The sequence below is a fragment of the Allorhizobium sonneratiae genome, from assembly GCF_023700755.1.
Classification (GTDB): domain Bacteria; phylum Pseudomonadota; class Alphaproteobacteria; order Rhizobiales; family Rhizobiaceae; genus Allorhizobium; species Allorhizobium sonneratiae.
The window spans coordinates 170,516-187,004 of sequence record NZ_JAMKOJ010000007.1 but is presented as its reverse complement, the minus strand read 5'-3'; the positions used below and the strand labels follow the sequence as shown (position 1 = coordinate 187,004).

The following is a 16,489-nucleotide window of genomic DNA, read 5'->3' as shown; positions in this document are numbered from 1 at the left end:
CTGACTCGCAGGCTCAATATAAGCCTGATAGGCATCTCCCGTGTTTCAATGAGACATGTCGTGCCAGCTTTCCGGCTGGAGTTGCCAATAATCACCCCTCAAGACCATATCGTGAAGCTTTATTCACCCAACATGCTCTCGCAGTATGCTCTGATCATAAGTGATCAGAAAAAATCGAAATCACCGGAAGCTTTCGTCAAGGGTTGCGAATGCCCATGGCGCAGACCGTCGCCCAAAGCCTTCTGCATTTCGCTCAGTTTCACCAGGCTCAGCGCCGTGGTCATGTCGACCTTCCACTCTGAGGAAACATCAGCTGTGATCGTATCGATAAATTCAGCAAGACCGCGGGATTTCTGCACGGCAAGATCGATACCCTGCAATATCTTCAGAGTTTCAATCGATTCCATCGCCTTGGGGCCACAAATTTCCAAGACTTGCGGTTCGATGCGCTCGATCAGATAGGCAACATCGTGCAGTTCCGTCACAACACGCATCAGAATTTCAGGCAATGATTCTTCCACGTTCGTGGTCTCCGTTTTATCCTGCTTCTTCATCAATTCAACCTGTCGTGCTGGATCAGGTTGCTGCGGAGCTCTCCGATATGAATACGACACTGGGACAGTCCTATCCAAATCAACAGGCTGCCCGTATCAAATACACGCCACGAAACAGCATCGGTTCTCGTATTCACGCTCAACCTCCATTTGCAGCATATCTTTTGTCGGGCTGCAATAATCAATGGTGGTTTCCAGTTTCATCTCCCCAAGCCGATGCTCGTTGACTTTCTGTTCTAGCCTGCTTTCCTTAACAATATTAGAACTTTTTGCTAAACAAATACAAGAATATGGCGACCGCCGTACCATGGATTTCGGATAGGCCGCTTAGTCAGCAACGCGCAACCCATCCCACTGGCGACTGGTCAGTATGGGGCATGATCTGCCCCCTCAAACCATCCACCTTTCCGATGCAAAACGCTGCCAGGCCGTATTGCAGACCTAGAAGAATTCGATCGAACTTTCGACCGGCTTTTGTGCGGGCGCCGGCTTGTGCGACCTCTGCTGCTCGAGCGCAACAGTCTTCTGTGTTTCGGCACCAGTCAACGGATACTGACGGGCACGGCCACTGATAGGCCAGTATTCCAGCTTGCGTCCATGCTCGCCACCTGTCGATGAACCGACGACCTTGATACCTTCATCCCTCAGAAACTGCATGGCAAAGGCAGCATTCTGCTCACCGACATTGGAGAAGGTCGCAATGGTTTTTGCACCTCCGAAAATCTTTGCCTCAAGCCGATCGCGCCGTGCCCCCTTCTTCAGAAGACCGTTGATCAGCAATTCCATCAGATGCACGCCATAACGCGTCGCATCGCCCCCGCCCATGCCCGGAGAGGCGGAACCTGGCAGGAGGAAATGGTTCATTCCCCCCACCCCGGCAACGGGATCGCGCATGCAAGCTGCGACGCAAGATCCCAGAATGGTGGACAGGACCACATTCGGATCGCTGATCACCTTGTATTCACCTTGAATAATATGGACCCTGCGTGACGCAGCTTCATCGCTCATTTCAATGCTCCGAAAACAGCTTCGATCGCCGCTTTCATCTTTTCGATGGTAAACGGCTTTGCCAGAACGTTATTGGCTCCCAATTGCGCCGCCTTCTGCACCAGCGCACGGTCGCCCTGGGCCGTCAAAATGATAAAGGCTGCTTTTTTTGTTGCCGGATTGCTGCGCACGGCCTGCAGCAGGCCGAGACCATCCATCTTCGGCATGTTGAAATCCGAAATGACCAGATGATGGGGTTGCTGCGCCATGATCTTCATGCCCTGCTCACCGTCGCCGGCGGCAGTGATCTGCTTGAAGCCAAGTTGGGTAAGAGCGTCGCTGAGGAGGAGACGACTGGTAACCTGGTCGTCCACAATCAGGACTTTGATTTTTTCAGCTATTGACATTATTCGTAACCTTCTTTCCGTGCGGCCGTTAGTTTTAAAATTTCTTCGCCGATTGATCCAAGCGGCAATTGATGCTCGACAGCGCCCAGTTCATAGGCGACGCGAGGCATACCATAGACCACACAGGTCTTTTCATTCTGCCCAATGGTCCGCGCGCCTGCGCTTCTCATTTTCAGCATTCCGGATGCTCCGTCTCGCCCCATACCGGTCAGTATGACGCCGACAGCATTGCGCCCGGCCACTTCCGCCACCGAATCGAACAGAACGTCGACCGATGGACGGTGCCCATTCACAGGCGGCTGCTCCAGCAGACGGCAACTGGGTGCCGATGCATTGACCACCTGTAGATGCCTTTCCCCACCCGGCGCCAGATAGATCTTACCGATCTGCAGCCTGGCGCCGTCCGTTGCTTCCTCCACCACCGGTGCACAAAGCCTATTCAACCTGTCGGCAAAGCTTTTTGTAAAAGCTGGCGGCATGTGCTGCGTAATCACGGTTGGAGGGCAATTGCGTGGAAATTTTTGCAGGACCGCTATCAGCGCCTCAACCCCACCTGTTGAAGAACCGATCGCGACAATCTTTCGTCCCACCCGAAAATCAGCAGCCGGAGCAACCGCTGCGGGTGCGCTGGCTGCGGCGGTCGGAGAGCGGCGACGCTGCGAACGGGCAGCCGCCTTGACCTTGTCCGCCAGATCGCCGAAGGGCCGTGGTTCACCTGGCATCGGCTTGCCGACACAATCGAAAGCTCCGATTTCCAGCGCCGCAAGCGTCGCTTCGGCACCGCGATGGGTCATGGCCGAGACCATGATCACCGGCATCGGGCGAAGCCGCATGATTTTTTCCAGAAAATCGAGACCATTCATGTTTGGCATCTCGATATCAAGGGTCACTACATCGGGATTGAGCTGCTTGATGGCGGCACGCGCCTCCATCGCATCGCCAGCCTGGCCGATCACATTGACTTCAGGATCGGAATTAAGAACAGCCGTAATCAGGCCACGCATTGTGGGGCTGTCATCGACCACGAGAACGCGAGCGGGTACCGTCATGCTCTGCGCCCTCCATGTTTGCCGATATATTTGTAGGTGGTGATGCCGGTATTGTCGAAAAGCGCCTTGGCGTCACCAGACACACGTTCCGAATGTCCGATATAGAGCATAGCCCCCTCGTCCAGCAGACCGGCGAACCGTGACCAGATCTTCATCTGGGTGGGTTCATCGAAATAAATCACCACATTGCGGCAGAAGATCACGTCGAAAGGACCCTTGAGTGGCCATTGCGCCATCAGGTTCAATTCGTTGAAGGTAATCAGCCGCTTGACCTTGTCGTCAATCTGGAATTTGCGGCGGCCGTTGATGTCCACCTCACGAAACCATTGCTTGCGCATGGCCGGATTGACGGTTTCAAGCGCTGTTTCGTCATAGGCGCCAGCCTTCGCCTGGGCCAGAATTTTCGGGTCGATATCGGTCGCCAGGATACGAAAATCGTAATCGGCAGCATTCGGCAGCAAGGACAGAACTGTCAGAGCAATCGAATAGGGTTCCTGACCGTCGGAACACGCAGCAGACCAGATACGTGCCCGTCCTCCACTTTTCACCCTGTTGATCAGTCCCGGCAGCACCTCGGTGCGCAGATGATCGAAATGATGGTTTTCCCGGAAAAACCGGGTGAAATTGGTGGTCAGATGCGACAGCATCTCACGGCGAACATCCGCCCCTTCCGGTGAAGAGACAAGAGTGCAGTATTCCCGAAATCCACGCAGGCCGAGATTGCGGATATGCTTCGATAATCTTGAATAGACAAGCGACGCCTTGCTGTCATTGAGCGCGATGCCGGCATCGGCATAGATCATCGCAGCAATCTCATTCAGATCGCGCCTTGTCAGCGGATATTCACCGCTGGCCATGATCTCGTCGTCGCCATGACGGCTATGCGTGGTGGAAACCGGTGTCATGCAGCTTCGCTTTCACTGTCAGAGAAAAGACTGTCGAGTTCGACCAGGCAAATCATTCGCCTGTCGATCGACAGGATGCCTCGGGCATATTGACGTTCCAGATCCGAAGAAATCTCCGGAACCGGCTGTATGCTATCATCTGTCACAGTCAGGATATCCGAGACCGCATCAACGAGCAGGCCAACCACTTTTGCCCGCACCTGGGCAACGATGATGACATGCCGCGCCGTCGGCTCCACAGGCTTCATGCCCAATCGGCTGGAGAGATCAATAATCGGCAGGACCGCACCGCGCAAATTGATGACCCCCATCACATAATGAGGAGCGTGCGGCATGGGCGTTGCCTGTGTCCAGCCGCGAATCTCGCGGACAGACATGATATTGACGCTGAACTCCTGATCACCGATGCGGAAGGCGATCAGTTCGCGGGCTCCCTGAGCCAGATTTTTGACCGCATACGACATGAATTATCCTGCGACAGCTAACGACATTTCCTGCTTGAGAGATTGACCGCGCGATGCCGCAACGACGGCATCCACATCGAGAATGAGCGCCACCCGGCCATCGCCGAGAATTGTTGCAGCCGCAATGCCCGGAACATGGGTATAGTTGGCTTCGAGGCTCTTGATCACCACCTGACGCTGGCCCTGGATAGCGTCGACCATCAGCGCGCGCTGACCGCCACCTTCCGATTCGACCAGAAGCGCAACACCATCCATCGGGTTGGCCTGCGTCGAACGGAAATTCAGGATCCGGCCAACATCCACCAGCGGGCAGAAGCTGTTGCGGATCGAGATCAACCGCTGGTTTGCGCCGAAGGAGTGAATATTCTGCGCTTCCGGCTGCAAGGTTTCGACAATCGCCGTCAGCGGCACCACCAGCGTCTGGCCGGCAACGGTAACGACCATGCCATCGAGAACCGCAAGCGTCAGCGGCAGGCTCATGGTAAAGGTCGAGCCCTGGCCAGGTCGGGAGCTGATCGAAATACGGCCACCGAGCGCCTGGATCGAGCGTTTGACCACGTCCATACCGACACCGCGGCCGGAAATGTCGGAGATCTTGTCCGCCGTGGAAAAGCCCGGCATGAAGATCAGGTTGTCGATTTCCTCATCCGAAAGGTTTGCGTCAGCCGGAATGAGATCGTTGTCAATCGCCTTCTGACGTACCTTCTCACGGTTGATGCCGGCACCGTCGTCGACCAGTTCGATGACAATACGGCCAGACCGGTGCTTTGCCGTCAGCTTGACCGTGCCTTCCGGGTTCTTGCCGGCGGCTGCCCGCTTCTCCGGCGTTTCAATCCCGTGGTCAACGGCATTGCGGATCATGTGGGTGAGCGGCTCGGCCAGCTTGTCGATAACAGTCTTGTCAACTTCGGTATTTTCTCCTTCCGTCACCAGACGGATGGATTTGCCGACCATGTCGGCCACTTCGCGCACGATGCGCGACATGCGCTGGAAGACAGGCTTGACCGGCTGGGCGCGAATGGCCATGACCGAGTCCTGGATTTCGCGGGTAAGCTGCTGCAGCTCTTCCAGCCCCATATTGATCGATGACGTACCGTTGTTATCGTTCTCGATAACGCTCTGCGACAGCATGGCCTGATTGATGACCAGCTCGCCCACCAGGTTGATCAGGCGATCGACGCGGTCAAGATCGACGCGGATCGTCTGGCCAGCGGCATTGTTGGCCTGGTTTTGTGCGGCGGCAGCGGCGGCAGCTGCAGCGGCGGCAGGCGATTCCTTCTTATCCTTGGCTGCCTTCTCCGCCATATTGACAACTTTCGAGGCCGTTTGTGCCGCCTCGACCGCCTCGGAAACAAGCGATGCCTCACTGTCAACCTCGTCTTCCGAGGCTTCACTGACATCGTCATCGAGAATGGACAGATCGAAGGGAACCGGCACCATCGGCAGCTCTTCAGCGCCTTCCGCCGGTGTTTCTTCCACAAGCTTCACCTCGAGATCGCAATCCCATTCGGCAAATTCGAAAACAGTGCGAACACCTTCCTCGCCCTTTTCCGTCTTGATGACGATCTTCCAGGAGAAATAAGCATCTTCCGGATCCATGGCATCAAGCGTGGGAACGGAATCGATATTGCAGTTCAGGCTCATCTCACCGATGCGCGACAGATCGCGCAGCAAAAGGGCGGCATCATTGCCCTTGGCGTAAAGATCCCGGCGGGGCTTGAACAGAACCTCAAGTGTCGGCGGAATGATGACCGCTTCTTCCTCTTCGGGAAATTCCTCAAAGGAGAAAGGAATGGGCTGAAAACCGCTGTCATCGGTCGGCGCAGGCTTTCCCGCCGCCGGGGCGCTGGCGACAGGCTTGGCAACCGGTGCGGCGGATTTGGCAGCCTTGGGCGCAGGGGCAGCTGCCGTTGAAGAAGGAGCAGGCATCTCACCATTGGCAAGCGCTTCCAGCTCCTTGACAAGGCCGCTGGAACGGCTCTCATCGACACTACCGCCATCGCGGGCGGCATTGGTCAGGTCCGCCAGCACATCAGCCGAGCGGAGCATGACCTTAAGGACATCCTGTGTCGGCTCCAGCTTATTGGATCGAACGCAATCAAGGGTCGTCTCGAAGACGTGGGCAAAGGAAACCAGATCGTCGAGACCGAATGCGCCGGCACCTCCCTTGATGGAGTGAACGGCACGGAACACGGCATTGACCGTCTCGGGATCACGATCCCCATCGTTCATTTTCAGAAGACCCGATTCCAGTTCGGCGAGCTGTTCCTCGCATTCCTGGAAAAAGATCTCTTTGATTTCGTTCATATCCATCGCAGGAGACCCTGTTTTTTAAGCAGTTACACGTTCAATCGCGTCAATCAGCTTGGTGGGATCGAAAGGCTTGACGATCCAGCCGGTCGCACCGGCCTGGCGCGCGCGGTTTTTCTTTTCCGCATCGCTCTCCGTGGTCAGCACCAGGATCGGCACGGCACGGTATTTCTCGTTCTTGCGAACACCTTCGATGAAACCGAAACCATCGAGGCGCGGCATATTGATATCGGTGACGATGACATCAGGATTGCATTCCTCGAGAACCTCGAGACCTTCGACACCATCTTCTGCCTGGATGGTCTCGAAACCCGCATTGTTCAGCGTCACGAGCAACATGTTGCGGATGGTTCTGGAATCATCCACGGTAAGCACTTTTTTCTTCATTGCCGGATCTCCGTCGCGATCAGTTGATCTTTATTCAAGCCCATAAGCTGTAGCGTTTTGGTAAAGGCGTCAGACGCCTTCGAGATGGAAAAGGACTGCTTGTCTTCTTCCCAGGTACGCGCACCCGAGACCAGAACCTGGGCGCAAAGGGCGCCCATGCGCTCAACTCCGGATGCATCGATTTCAACAGCACCGCCCCGCAGGGACAAAAGCTTGTCCTTCAGCTGAGATGCTTCATTCAAATCCAGCACCGAAGCGAGCGTCAGCTCGTTAGATGCACCATTCTTGGTCGGCATAGGCTCTTTCCCTACTGTGTTTCTTTCGCAGTCCCTATTAATGTAACCCGGTTAAAAAACTGGTTTTACTCCGGCTCGGAAAACCATTTTTTACGCGCGGCCATTTTTCGTTGTATAAGAGCTTCGTAAACAAACCGCTCACAAACCGAAGCCTCCCGCTTGTTTTGGCAGTAAAAAATCACTTTCCATGCCTTCTTCCGGAACAATCGGAAGGGAAATGCTTGGTTGCATCATCTCAGCCTGTTGCTGCGGCTGAAGACCCGCCCCGGAGTTGGTAGCCGTCTTCCTCGTCGACCGCTCCAGCGTGAATTGCCGGACCGTGTCACCAAGCTCGAGAATAACAGTGTGCAGATCGGCGCTGCCGCCCGCGATGCGGCGTGTGCCGGTGGCAATCGTTGCACACCGTTCATCCTGCTGGGCAAAATCCCTGACCAGTCCGTCAAGCGCCTCTTTCTGTTCCGCCGTTTCAATCGCCAGACCGCGCAACGCCTGATCGATATGACCCACCTCAGCTATGATGCCGGTAATCTTTTGCTGCGTGCCGTTGACGATCTCGACCCCTGCCTCGACCTGATCCTTTGTCGTCGTCACCAGCATCTTGATCTGGCGGGCCGCATCTGCCGATTTCTGCGCCAGCAAGCGCACTTCCTGCGCGACGACAGCAAAGCCCTTGCCAGCCTCACCGGCGCGGGCTGCCTCGATCCCGGCATTCAAGGCGAGAAGATTGGTCTGAAAGGCGATTTCATCGATGGTACCGATGATCTCGCCGATCTGTTCGGCCGAGGTTTCGATATCGGCCATGGCCTCAATCGCCCTTCCCGCCACAAGACCGCTTTCCTCGACCGCCCTGGCGGTCCGCACGACAGCGGCCTGGGTGGCCTCCGTCTTGCCGGCGCTTGCATGGACGGCTTGCGTCACCTGCCGCAGGCGCTCACCGGCTTCGGCAAGCGCCAGAGTGAGTTCATCGGCCTGCTGGCTTACCGTCTCTCCCTGATGGTGCAGCTCGCAGCCCGTTGCCTCAAGCCGTGTCTGTGCATCGCCCACCACTGACAGGGCGCTGGCAATACCGTCCAGCGCCGCATTGAAGTGCACCGCCAGATTGCGATAATCTTCGATCACATCCTCGTCGAGCCGCACAGACAGATCGCCCTGCAAAAGCGCCTCAACCGTGCCGGAATAGAGATCGCGGGCCATCTGACGCTCTTTTTCACGCAGCGCAGTCAGGTCCCGTTGATGACGAAGACGCAATTCATTGAAACGGAGAGAAACGGCAATCTCGACATCCACCATGACAAGCCGGATCAGGCCGCGGATCAACCGCTCCATCTGCTCGGCGCGTTTGCGCGAGGAGGGCATGAAACCCCGGCTGGCGAGGTCGGCGAAGACACTGCCCACCAGATGCTCGAGCACCACGCCATGTCCGGCAATCTGCCAGCGCGGCTCAAGCCCGATCCGGCTTTGCGTGTCGGCCATGACCTTCACCCGCTCGGCATAAAGAGCATCGAAGCGGGCGTCCGTCAGCACCTCCCAATGGGACTGCATCAGATCATGCAGCCGATCAATCTGTCTTTCGCTGGAAAACTGGCGCATGGCCTCGGGCGTGGTCTGCAGCCGGTGAAAAAGATCGCGAAGCCCCTCCGCAAGTGCCCCTTCAAGGGCCGGGCGACAGCTGCGAAGCTCCGCGCAGACATCAGCGTCGAGCCCAGCAAACTGCAACCTGCCACGCAGGCTGCCTGCCTGTGCTGCTGCTGCTCTTTCTGCCGCGTCCTGCCGCTCCAATGCCGATCCCCGCCAGTTCAATTCTCCGTGCATCGATCCAGACTGAGGCGTAAGCCGGGTTTGGAAAACGATCCACAAAAGAAGCAGAGTGCACATCCATGGCAAAAACCATTGCCGCTATGCACCGGAGTAATGAGGGTCCTGTTCGCCTGAAATGCCTCAAGCTTGCTTTGCATTTGCGGACAGGAAACTGGCACCCCAATTTCCCTGGAAATGCTCAGCTCTCGTCAAACGAAGAACCACTCACTACGTCAAGTTGAATTGAAACATCGTCGATGGCGGGTTTTGCGCAACTGTTAACGCGTTGTAAAAGCCGCATCGTCGTGATGATACCGGTCCGGCCGGTACGACGGTGTGGCATCATGCCCATGAGAACGGAAAGGTCCCATTCCGACGTGTCCAACAATCTTTATGGTTAATTTCTTGACCGATCGTTAACGACGAAGTGATGAGGAACGGCAGATGCGTCAAAATAAAAATTTATTCTTGTCTTTCAGTATTCCATCGAGACAGTTCAGCTTCGCGCAAGATGCGCCTGCATGAATGATCCGACAGAGCTGAAGCACTGAAAGGAACAGACAATGATTGTTCTGGATATGGGCATTGTGCTGGGTATGAGTGCCGCCGTGATCGCCGCAATCACCATTGTCGCGGTATCATGGATGGAAGCAACAGCCGGACGCGATACGGCCCGCCGTCAATCCAACCGGTTCTGACGGTTGAGAGGCGCCTGCAGCACCGTGCGCTATATATGACGCACAAAGGTTCGCTGTAGCTCTTTATATGTACTGCATCATTTTCGCCTTCAATCGCACCCGATTTAAGGAATTATGCAGTAGGGCAGACCTGTTCACTTGTTTCATGCTCTCGTGCACCAGAGCATCGGATAGACACCGGAATCGAGCCGACGTTCTATCCTTCCAGCGCCTCGCGCAGCATTTCAAGCTCAAGCCACTCCTCTTCCATCCGCGAAAGATCGGCACGCAGCGCCTCAAGCTCACCAGCCAGCCGGTGAAAGGTCGCGGCATCCTTGGTAAAGAGCATGGGATCGGCCATTTTCGCCTCACGGGCAGCGATTTCCTTTTCAGCCTTTTCCATCTCCTTCGGCAGGTTTTCCAGGGCAAATTTCTGTTTGAAGGACAATTTGCCCTTGCCCGGATTTCCGGCCGTTTTCTGGCTCGGCGCTGCGTCTGTCGCCTTGGCTTTTTCGGCCTTTTCCGCCCGCTTGCGTTCGTCTTCGGCACCCTTGCGCTGGGCAAGCATGTCGGAATAGCCGCCCGCATATTCGATCCAGCGACCGTCAGGCGCATCCGGATTGGCGGGCGCAATGGTCGAGGTCACGGTGCGGTCGAGAAAATCACGGTCGTGGCTGACGAGAATGACCGTGCCGGAATAACCAGACACGATTTCCTGCAACAGATCGAGCGTTTCGATGTCGAGATCGTTGGTCGGTTCGTCGAGGATCAAAAGGTTGGAGGGTTTCGCCATGATGCGGGCCAGCATCAGCCGCGCCCGCTCACCGCCGGACAGATTGCGGATCGGCGTGCGCGCCTGTTCCGGCTGAAAGAGGAAATCCTTCATATAGCCGGTCACATGCTTCTGCTCGCCATTGACCAGCAGGTTTTCGCCGCGTCCGTCGGTCAGATAATGGGCAAGGCTGTCATCCGGGTTCAGATCCTCGCGCTTCTGGTCGAGCACGGCGATCTCCAGATTGGTGCCGAGCTTGATCGTGCCGTCATCGGGATCTAGCTGGCCAGTCAGCATCTTCAGCAACGTGGTCTTGCCCGCGCCGTTCGGGCCGATCAGGCCGATGCAATCGCCGCGATGCACGCGCAGAGAAAACGGCTGCACGATGGCGCGCTCACCATAGGATTTGGTGATCTTCTCCGCCTCAATCACCAGCTTGCCGCTGTCCCTGCCCTCGCTGACGGTTGCCGAAATCGTGCCCTGAGGCCCTTTATGGCCACGATAATCGGCGCGCATCTGCTGCAATTGCCCCAGACGGCGCATATTGCGCTTGCGCCTTGCCGTCACGCCATAACGCAGCCAGTGTTCTTCCCGCTCGATGGCACGTCCAAGCTTGTGCTGGGCCACTTCTTCTTCTTCCAGCACCTTGTCGCGCCATTCCTCGAAATGGGCAAAACCGCGATCGAGCCGCCGCGACGTCCCACGATCAAGCCAGACGGTGGCGGTTGAAATCTTTTCGAGAAAGCGACGGTCGTGGGAAATCAGCACCAGCGCACTGCGGGTCTTCTGCAATTCGCCTTCCAGCCATTCGATGGTCGGCAGATCAAGATGGTTGGTCGGCTCGTCCAACATCAGAATATCCGGCTCGGGCGCCAGAACCCGCGCCAGAGCAGCCCGGCGGGCTTCACCGCCGGAAAGGCTTTGCGGGTCTTCCTGACCAGTCAGGCCGAGATGCGAGAGCAGATAGGTGACGCGATAGGGATCGTCTCCCGGTCCAAGCCCCGCTTCGGCATAGGCCTGCACCGTGGCAAATCCGGCAAAATCCGGAGCCTGTTCCAGATAGCGGATGGTGGAGGACGGATGGCGGAACACCTCGCCGGACTGCGCCTCCACAAGCCCTGCAGCAATCTTCATCAAGGTCGACTTGCCGGACCCGTTGCGCCCGACAAGGCAGATGCGGTCGCCCGGTTCCACCTGCAGGTTTGCGCCATTGAGCAGCGGCGTGCCGCCAAAGGACAGGACGATGTCATCAAGTTTCAGAATGGGCGGGGCCATGGGGCTCAAGCTCCGGTAAAATCATAGGGACGGGCCAGAAGGATCGCGTCACCGCTCATCAACGAGACGGTCACAGGCCCTTCCGCCACATTGGAAATCGTGCGCGACGAGCCGAAAGGCAGATCGAAACCGTCGAGTGGGTAACGCGCACCCTGAATGGAAAGCCCGGTCAGGGCCGAAAAACCGAGCACGGAAAACAGCGATCCCTGCGGCAGATCAAGCGTGAGAGACCTGCCCGGGACCAGCGGCCAGGCCTCCTCCCAACCCGAACTCAACGCAACATGAATGCCTTGTCTCGACAGGGAAAGCGCAATTAAAAGATGCATCAGCGCATGATCGGAGCGTTCACCGGCCAGAGCGCCGACAAGAATGAGCCGGCTCGCGCCGCGCTTCAACGCTTCCTCGATGGCGATCTCCCCATCGGTCAGGTTTTTCTGCGCCGGATAGGGCTGGCGAGGCACATCGGGCGCGGCATCGAGCGGCAGATCGGCGGAACTGTCGAAATCACCCACCCATAATTCCGGTTTGAGCGACAGCATGGCAGCATGGCGCATACCGCCATCGGCGGCTATGCTGCGGCTGGCGTCAACCGCAGTTTTGAGCCGCTCCGTCGGCTCGATCGGGCCGCCGAGAAGAATGGTAAAATCAGAAACTGTCATGGCTTTGCCATAGCGCATTGCGGGCAAAAAGCAAAAGCCGATCTCCGCAGGTATTCACCAATCACGCAATGAATACCTGAAGAGATCACTCTGCTGCATCAAAGAGCCTGTGCAACAGAGGTTGAAACGCGACGTGTTCTTAATCAGCGCGCCCTGCCCGGTTTTGGCAACAGGCCCTCACGCTGGGCTTTCTTGCGCGCCAGCTTGCGCATGCGGCGCACGGCCTCTGCTTTTTCACGGGTGCGCCGCTCCGAGGGTTTCTCATAGGCGGCGCGCGCCTTCATTTCACGGAAAACCCCTTCCCGTTGCAGCTTCTTCTTCAGCGCCCGAAGCGCCTGATCGACATTGTTGTCTCTTACGATAACCTGCATGTCATCTCCTCGGTTTCGACAAAAGGATGAGAACCGCCCCGGTTTGAGGTTTGTCGGGAAAAAACGGGACAGACCATCCCGAAAGACAAACGAAAACAAGGAAATTCAGGGCCTCTTCAGGCAGGTCGCTAGACGCGCAGACCCCGAATACGGTCGATGTCGCTTTCCAATGAGAGCGAAAGCCGGAAACAAAACAGGCGCAAAGGATGCGCAAAACTTCCGGCGAAAGATTATCTAAGGATTAACCTGACAAATTCAAGAGCATAGGGGCAGAAGTCTCAACCTGCGTCTTTGCTGCGCCGCCGCAAGGTTTTCGGTTGAAATGCGGCGGAAGCTGGCGTAATCACAATTGTCTTTGTGGTGATTTGGCCGGTCGGCTTGCAGCCACGTTAAATAAATCGCTAAAGGACCGAGGCAAGTTGAAGACTTTCCGAGGCCGGTGCGAAGCAAGCTGCCGGGTGTGTTTTGCGTAAACAGATCCGGTTCGCATGAACCGGTCGGTTCAGAACAGGAAAGTCGATAAACCATGCCGATCAAGATCCCCGATACGCTGCCTGCTTTTGAAACCCTTGTCAGCGAGGGCGTGCGCGTGATGACGGAAACGGTGGCGGTGCGCCAGGATATTCGCCCGCTGCAAATCGGCCTGCTCAATCTCATGCCAAACAAAATCAAGACCGAAGTGCAGTTTGCCCGGCTGATCGGCGCGTCACCACTTCAGGTGGAACTGTCTCTGGTCCGGATTGGCGGCCACAAGGCGAAAAACACTTCGGAAGAGCATCTTCTGTCCTTCTATCAAACCTGGGAAGAGGTGAAGGAGCGCAAGTTCGACGGTTTCATCATCACCGGCGCGCCGGTGGAAACGCTGAATTACGAAGAGGTCACCTATTGGGATGAACTCTGCGCGATCTTCGACTGGACGACCACCCATGTCCATTCGACGATGAATGTCTGCTGGGGTGCGATGGCGGCGATCTATCATTTCCACAAGGTGCCGAAACATCCGCTGTCCGAAAAGGCATTCGGCGTTTATCGTCACCGCAATCTTGCGCCATCCTCCATCTATCTCAACGGGTTTTCCGATGATTTTCAGGTGCCGGTGTCACGCTGGACGGAAGTGCGCCGCGCCGACATCGAAAAAGTGCCGGAGTTGAACATCCTGATGGAATCGGATGCCATGGGTGTCTGTCTCGTGCAGGAGACCTTTGCCAATCGGCTCTACATGTTCAACCATGTCGAATATGATTCAACCTCGCTGGCGGATGAATATTTCCGCGACATCAATGCCGGTCTTCCCATCCGCATGCCGCATGACTATTTTCCCCATAATGACGACAGTCTCACACCGCAAAATCGCTGGCGCAGCCATGCTCATCTTCTCTTCGGCAACTGGATCAACGAAATGTACCAGACAACGGCCTATGAGCTGGATGAAATCGGCAAGGATCGCGCATAAACGACACATACGTCACGGACATGAGCGTGCTGATTGCAGAGGAGAGGTGAATGCAGCGGGAGATTTTCGGCACGACGGCCAGCGGCGAGACCGTTGAGCGGGTACAGATTCATGGCGGTGGCCTGACGGCCTTCATTCTCACCTGGGGCGCGGTCATTCAGGATCTGCGGTTGCAAGGTCATGCACCGCCGCTGGTTCTGGGCTTCGATACCTTCCCCTCCTATCCGATGCATTCGCCCTATTTCGGCGCCACACCGGGACGTTGCGCCAACCGTATCGCCGGCGGCCGTTTCACGCTTGACGGCGTCGACTACCAGCTGGAATGCAATGAGCGCGGCGTCAGCCATCTGCATGGCGGCAGCGACGGGATGGGCAAGCGCAACTGGACGATCACCGATCTTGCCGACGACCGGGTGACACTGACCATCACCGATCCCGACGGCAGAGGCGGCTATCCTGGCACGCTCGAGGCGCAGGTTACCTATTGGCTGAAACCGGGCGGCACCCTGTCCGTCACCTATGAAAGCATCACCGATCAGCCGACGCTTGCCAATCTCTGCCAGCACTCTTACTTCAATCTCGACGACAGCCCGGATATTCTCGATCACGAATTGATGATCGCCGCCGAGACCTATCTGCCGGTCGATGACGATCTTATCCCGACAGGAGAACAACGCCCTGTTTCCGGAACCCCCTTTGATTTTCGCGAAAGCGGTGTCTTGCGGCGGCTGGAAGACGGTGTACAGGTCGGTTTCGACCATAATTTCTGCCTGTCGAAAGACCGCGTTGCCAAACGACCGGTGGCACGGCTCAAGAGCATGAAATCCGGTGTCAGCATGACGGTGCTGACCACCGAGCCCGGCGTGCAGTTTTACGCCGGCGCCAAGCTTTCCCTTGCCGCAGCAGGACTTGAAGGCCGCCATTATGGCGCTTTTGCCGGGCTTTGTCTGGAAACGCAGATCTGGCCGGACGCCATCAACCAGAAGGGTTTTCCCTCTGCCATTCTCCGCCCCGGCTCCATCCTGCTTCAGGAAACCGATTACGTCTTTGTCAAAGAATAAGCCGAAGCTTCAAACGCTTTAAAACCGTTTTCAATCGACGGCAGAATCTGCACCACATCGAAATAGGGCACGGCAAAGAAAGGACTGTCGCGCAACCGTTCCATCACGCCATAAAATGCTTTCATATCCTCTGTTTCAAACAGGGCGATGTCGGTGCAAAACCCGCAAAAGGCTTCGGCATCGAACAGACGCACACGCACATCTGTCTGATCCAGTGCCGATGAAAAAGCCGCCTGCGCAATCGCATTGCGCTGCGGCCGGCTTAGGGAGAGCCAGCCCGGCCGGGTTTTGAGAAGAACAAAAATGCTGAAGGGATTGGGAATGGTCGTCATCAGAGGCTCCTGTTGCTTAACCTTACATACGGAGTAAGTTAAGACACGATGATAGCCTTGCGTACTCGCCTTTCATGACCGAGATCGACCCCAGAAAATACCCGCGTCAGGCCCGCTCGACCGCTATGGTGGAGGCGATTGTCGAGGCTGCGGCTCGCATTCTGGAAACCGCGGGTCCGGAAGGTTTCAACACCAATGCCATAGCGGAAAGGGCCGGTGTCAGCATCGGCAGCCTTTATCAGTATTTCCCCTCAAAACAGGCACTGGTCGCAGCGCTGATCCGCACTGAGCGGCAGACATTTCTGAACGCACTGCATAAGCACAAGCTTGCCGCCGGGGAAGGCACTCTGGAGGCCATGCTGGAGGGCTTCATTGACGCCGCCGTCAACCACCAGCTTCTACGCCCCGCCCTCTCAAACCATCTCGAACTGGCAGAAACCTCCCTGCCGCTCGATCCGGAAACACAGGAGCTGAACGTCAGCATCACGCGGCTTATTGCATCCGTGCTGAAAGATCATGACATCGACCGGCCAGACACAGCAGCGCAAGATATTTTTGCCATGGCCCATGGCATGGTGGACAGTGCCGGCAGGGCCGGGGAAACCGACAGGGCCGATCTTGCCGCCCGCCTCAAACGCGCCGTATGGGGCTATCTTGCCTTGCCATCCGAGCCTGTGCGATGACCGGCAAAAAACAGCAATGGCTTGCCGCTCCTGTCAAACCCCTGTAGAGG

The 16,489-nt window shown here is 56.6% G+C and carries 18 protein-coding genes and 1 riboswitch; of the genes, 4 read left to right on the top strand and 14 right to left on the bottom strand.

Features of this window, described 5'->3' with window-relative positions:
• Positions 1-164: 164 nt before the first annotated feature.
• From cheT to NAC44_RS14110, 10 genes are all read right to left on the bottom strand, one after another.
• Positions 165-554: a chemotaxis protein CheT gene (gene cheT / locus NAC44_RS14155; RefSeq protein WP_250941907.1), complete on the bottom strand. Its 390-nt coding sequence runs from the start codon at positions 552-554 to the stop codon at positions 165-167.
• A gap of 441 nt (positions 555-995) precedes the next feature.
• A complete protein-coding gene (gene cheD, locus NAC44_RS14150; RefSeq protein ID WP_250941750.1) occupies positions 996-1,562 on the bottom strand; it encodes a chemoreceptor glutamine deamidase CheD in 567 nt (188 codons plus the stop codon).
• Complete coding sequence (locus tag NAC44_RS14145) at positions 1,559-1,948, bottom strand: response regulator (protein ID WP_027486928.1); 390 nt, start codon at positions 1,946-1,948, stop codon at positions 1,559-1,561. The genes cheD and NAC44_RS14145 overlap by 4 nt, the downstream gene beginning before the upstream one ends.
• Positions 1,948-2,997: a protein-glutamate O-methylesterase CheB gene (cheB, locus tag NAC44_RS14140; RefSeq protein ID WP_250941749.1), complete on the bottom strand. Its 1,050-nt coding sequence runs from the start codon at positions 2,995-2,997 to the stop codon at positions 1,948-1,950. Before cheB ends, NAC44_RS14145 begins: the two co-directional genes overlap by 1 nt.
• Positions 2,994-3,902, bottom strand: coding sequence for a protein-glutamate O-methyltransferase CheR (cheR, locus tag NAC44_RS14135; protein ID WP_250941748.1), 909 nt, complete (start codon positions 3,900-3,902; stop codon positions 2,994-2,996). The genes cheB and cheR overlap by 4 nt, the downstream gene beginning before the upstream one ends.
• On the bottom strand, positions 3,899-4,366 hold the full coding sequence (locus tag NAC44_RS14130) for a chemotaxis protein CheW (RefSeq protein WP_250941747.1): 468 nt from the start codon (positions 4,364-4,366) through the stop codon (positions 3,899-3,901). Before NAC44_RS14130 ends, cheR begins: the two co-directional genes overlap by 4 nt.
• A gap of 3 nt (positions 4,367-4,369) precedes the next feature.
• Complete coding sequence (locus NAC44_RS14125) at positions 4,370-6,679, bottom strand: chemotaxis protein CheA (RefSeq protein ID WP_250941745.1); 2,310 nt, start codon at positions 6,677-6,679, stop codon at positions 4,370-4,372.
• A gap of 18 nt (positions 6,680-6,697) precedes the next feature.
• Entirely contained in the window at positions 6,698-7,063 is a 366-nt protein-coding gene (gene cheY1, locus NAC44_RS14120) for a chemotaxis response regulator CheY1 (protein WP_027486933.1), read from the bottom strand.
• Positions 7,060-7,359: an STAS domain-containing protein gene (locus NAC44_RS14115; protein WP_250941742.1), complete on the bottom strand. Its 300-nt coding sequence runs from the start codon at positions 7,357-7,359 to the stop codon at positions 7,060-7,062. The genes cheY1 and NAC44_RS14115 overlap by 4 nt, the downstream gene beginning before the upstream one ends.
• 138 nt (positions 7,360-7,497) lie before the next feature.
• Positions 7,498-9,171, bottom strand: a complete 1,674-nt coding sequence (locus NAC44_RS14110; protein WP_250941740.1) for a globin-coupled sensor protein — start codon at positions 9,169-9,171, stop codon at positions 7,498-7,500.
• Between the two features lie 548 nt (positions 9,172-9,719).
• Here NAC44_RS14110 and NAC44_RS21240 point away from each other — a divergent pair.
• Positions 9,720-9,854 (top strand): hypothetical protein, encoded by a 135-nt coding sequence (locus tag NAC44_RS21240; RefSeq protein ID WP_274706901.1) that lies wholly within the window; start codon positions 9,720-9,722, stop codon positions 9,852-9,854.
• A gap of 196 nt (positions 9,855-10,050) precedes the next feature.
• Here NAC44_RS21240 and NAC44_RS14105 read toward each other — a convergent pair whose 3' ends face one another.
• The 3 genes from NAC44_RS14105 to rpsU all read right to left on the bottom strand — a co-directional run bounded on the left by NAC44_RS14105 (position 10,051) and on the right by rpsU (position 12,910).
• Positions 10,051-11,880 (bottom strand): ABC-F family ATP-binding cassette domain-containing protein, encoded by a 1,830-nt coding sequence (locus NAC44_RS14105; RefSeq protein ID WP_250941738.1) that lies wholly within the window; start codon positions 11,878-11,880, stop codon positions 10,051-10,053.
• 5 nt (positions 11,881-11,885) lie between these two features.
• Positions 11,886-12,539, bottom strand: coding sequence for a thiamine diphosphokinase (locus NAC44_RS14100; RefSeq protein ID WP_250941736.1), 654 nt, complete (start codon positions 12,537-12,539; stop codon positions 11,886-11,888).
• A gap of 143 nt (positions 12,540-12,682) precedes the next feature.
• Positions 12,683-12,910, bottom strand: a complete 228-nt coding sequence (gene rpsU, locus NAC44_RS14095) for a 30S ribosomal protein S21 (protein WP_250941734.1) — start codon at positions 12,908-12,910, stop codon at positions 12,683-12,685.
• 347 nt (positions 12,911-13,257) lie between these two features.
• Positions 13,258-13,335: riboswitch (SAM riboswitch) on the top strand.
• Positions 13,336-13,436: 101 nt separating this feature from the next.
• On the opposite strand from rpsU, the gene metA reads away from it, so the two are divergent.
• Positions 13,437-14,363: a homoserine O-acetyltransferase MetA gene (metA, locus tag NAC44_RS14090; RefSeq protein WP_250941732.1), complete on the top strand. Its 927-nt coding sequence runs from the start codon at positions 13,437-13,439 to the stop codon at positions 14,361-14,363.
• A 50-nt stretch (positions 14,364-14,413) separates the two neighbouring features.
• Entirely contained in the window at positions 14,414-15,424 is a 1,011-nt protein-coding gene (locus tag NAC44_RS14085; protein WP_250941730.1) for an aldose epimerase family protein, read from the top strand.
• Here the strand turns inward: NAC44_RS14085 and NAC44_RS14080 are convergent.
• The gene (locus NAC44_RS14080; RefSeq protein WP_250941728.1) at positions 15,403-15,756 is read right to left on the bottom strand and encodes a darcynin family protein; all 354 of its coding nucleotides are present in this window, start codon (positions 15,754-15,756) and stop codon (positions 15,403-15,405) included. The two genes, NAC44_RS14085 and NAC44_RS14080, sit on opposite strands and share 22 nt — an antisense overlap.
• 74 nt (positions 15,757-15,830) lie before the next feature.
• Here NAC44_RS14080 and NAC44_RS14075 point away from each other — a divergent pair, with 74 nt between their 5' ends.
• Positions 15,831-16,439 (top strand): TetR/AcrR family transcriptional regulator, encoded by a 609-nt coding sequence (locus tag NAC44_RS14075; RefSeq protein ID WP_250941727.1) that lies wholly within the window; start codon positions 15,831-15,833, stop codon positions 16,437-16,439.
• The last annotated feature ends 50 nt before the right edge of the window (positions 16,440-16,489 follow it).